General features: G+C 61.6%; 3 protein-coding genes and 2 pseudogenes. 2 read left to right on the top strand and 3 right to left on the bottom strand.

What is annotated here, in order from left to right:
* Both EN984_RS38375 and EN984_RS31850 read left to right on the top strand, forming a co-directional pair.
* A pseudogene (locus tag EN984_RS38375) lies at positions 1 to 207 on the top strand (threonine-phosphate decarboxylase); the annotation flags it as partial.
* On the top strand, positions 204 to 713 hold the full coding sequence (locus EN984_RS31850) for a tyrosine phosphatase family protein (RefSeq protein WP_127272559.1): 510 nt from the start codon (positions 204 to 206) through the stop codon (positions 711 to 713). The pseudogene EN984_RS38375 and the gene EN984_RS31850, both read left to right, overlap by 4 nt.
* Before the next feature lie 22 nt (positions 714 to 735).
* On the opposite strand, the pseudogene EN984_RS31855 reads toward EN984_RS31850, so the two are convergent.
* The 3 genes and pseudogenes from EN984_RS31855 to EN984_RS31865 form a co-directional block, all read right to left on the bottom strand.
* Positions 736 to 1,033 (bottom strand): annotated as a pseudogene (locus EN984_RS31855) (type II toxin-antitoxin system RelE/ParE family toxin).
* Entirely contained in the window at positions 1,033 to 1,287 is a 255-nt protein-coding gene (locus tag EN984_RS31860; RefSeq protein ID WP_127271993.1) for a type II toxin-antitoxin system ParD family antitoxin, read from the bottom strand. The pseudogene EN984_RS31855 and the gene EN984_RS31860 overlap by 1 nt, the downstream one beginning before the upstream one ends.
* A 168-nt stretch (positions 1,288 to 1,455) precedes the next feature.
* Positions 1,456 to 2,224, bottom strand: a 769-nt coding sequence (locus tag EN984_RS31865) for a creatininase family protein (RefSeq protein ID WP_164765798.1), incomplete at its 5' end; no start/stop codon positions are given.

The following is a 2,224-nucleotide window of genomic DNA, read 5'->3' on the forward strand; positions in this document are numbered from 1 at the left end:
CTGTTCCGTTTTCTTCGCCTACCGCATGCTGCCGATTTGTTTGCCGCGCTCGGCGGGCGCGGCATTCTGCTTCGCCATTTTGCCGATCGGCCTGACGTTCTGCGCGCCGGCCTGCCGGGGAGTGAGGAGGAATGGCAGCGGCTCGAGACCGTTCTTGCCGAATGGGCGTCGCGGCGCGAGCTTCAATCGAAGGGTTCGAAACAATGATCCATGTCTGCTCGCTGGCAAAGATCGAGGAAACGGTGGCCAGGAGCGGCGCCGACCGCATGCTGTCGCTGCTTGCCGCCGGAACGGCGGTGGTCCGGCCGGCCTCGATATCGAAAGAAAATCATCTGCATCTGGTCATGCATGACATCGCGGCGGCGCAGGACGGCATGACCATGCCCGGCGAGGAGCATGTCCGCAACCTGCTCGATTTCGCGCGCCGCTGGGACCGGGCAAGGCCGATGCTCGTGCATTGCTATGCCGGCATCAGCCGCTCGACGGCTTCGGCCTATATCATCGCGGCCGCATTGGCGCCGAAACGCGACGAGGCCGAATTGGCGCGGACGCTGCGGGCGCTGTCGCCCTCGGCAACACCCAATCCGCGACTGATCGCGGTGGCCGATGCGCTGCTTGATCGCAACGGCCGCATGATCGAGGCGATCGAATCGATCGGCCGCGGTGCGGATGCCTTTGAAGGCACGCCCTTCGCGCTGAGGATCGACAGCTAGCTGCCCCCATGTCGTTGTTCGATTATCGGGTGCCTTCATTCGCCCAATCTTCATGCCCGTGCCGTATCCGGACAATGAACACGTCGTCGTCGGCTTCGATCCGGTAGACGACAAGATGGGCTTTGAAGGGATGGATACGCATCGGTGGCGCCAATTCAAGCCGCTCCCGCGCTATTCGGGGACTGGCAGCGATCAGGTCAAAGATCGTGAACAACTCGTCATGATACTGTCTGGCCTGCACAGCGCCCGAACAGGCGCACCCCTTGCTCGGCAATACCGACGATGTCCTCTTCCGCAGCTAAAGAAAGGCGAAATCCCACTACCCATTGCCGGATGGCTTTTCAGCGCGTTTAACCGCCTCCGTGAAAAGCGCGTCCCTGGATCGATTGCCGATGCCACTCTTCAAGCCATCGTCGACAAAGCGCTGCATGGCGGCAATCTTGTCATTGCGCTCCTGATCCCGACGGATCAAATCGCGCACATAGTCGCTCGCGTTGGCGTAACGGCCCGTTTCGGTTTGCGCCTCCACCCAATCTTTCATCGGGTCGGGCAATGATACGTTCATCGTTGCCATACTGGCCTCCATATCTCGTCCAGTATGGTCCGTTTTGGCAAAGTTTGTCAAAATCTCTTGTGCGGAAATCTCTTGTCCAAAAGCGCGATTGTCAGATACGCCCTCCGTCGCCTGGTTTGTTCAAGAGGACAGCGCTTGCCTTTCGATGCCAGACCACTGGTTTGGAGGCTACGTCAACCAGTCCGCGAGCTTCGCCTTGCGCACATCCCGCAGCAGGCTGATGAAGCCGTCGGCCTGATATTCCGCCGTCAGCCGGCCCTTCTCCGCCGTCGCGATGCTGGCATCGCCGACGACGCCGTTCGGGTTGAGATCGCTGGCGATCCAGGCGAAGGCATGGGTGCCGGTGTGGCGCAGGAGCGAAAGTTCGTTTTCGGCTTTGGCGACATTGGAAACGAAATTGTCGGCCTTGGCCATGTCGACGAGGTCCGGCCGGAAATGCAGCATCAGCGAGGTCTCGACATCGCCGCCATGGATGCCGTGGCGGTCCTCCAGTTCGGTGTACATGCCGGCCGGGCGGCCGAACCGTTGCCAGCTGGTCTTTACCGCCAGCATCTTTCCGCGCACGCGCAATTCGCGCGTGACGATGCCCATGATCTCCTCGTTGCCGCCATGCGAATTGACCACGACCAGCTTGCGCACGCCAGCGCGCGCGATCGACAGGCCAAGCTCGGTCCAGGCTTCGATCAGCGTCGTTGCCGGCAAAGTGAGGGTGCCCGGCGCGTGCAGATGTTCGTTCGACTTGCCCACCGCCTGAACCGGCAGGATGCGGATGTCGAGATCGTCGGGCAGACGCGAAATGACCGTGTCGAGCATGCCGTTCATGATCGAGGTGTCGGTCGAGACAGGCAGATGCGGGCCATGCTGCTCGATCGCCGCCACCGGCAGCACGGCGATCGTCGCCTCCGGATCGATCGAGGCGTATTCGGTGGTCCGGTAG

It is taken from the genome of Mesorhizobium sp. M7A.F.Ca.CA.004.12.1.1, assembly GCF_003997835.1.
Classification (GTDB): domain Bacteria; phylum Pseudomonadota; class Alphaproteobacteria; order Rhizobiales; family Rhizobiaceae; genus Mesorhizobium.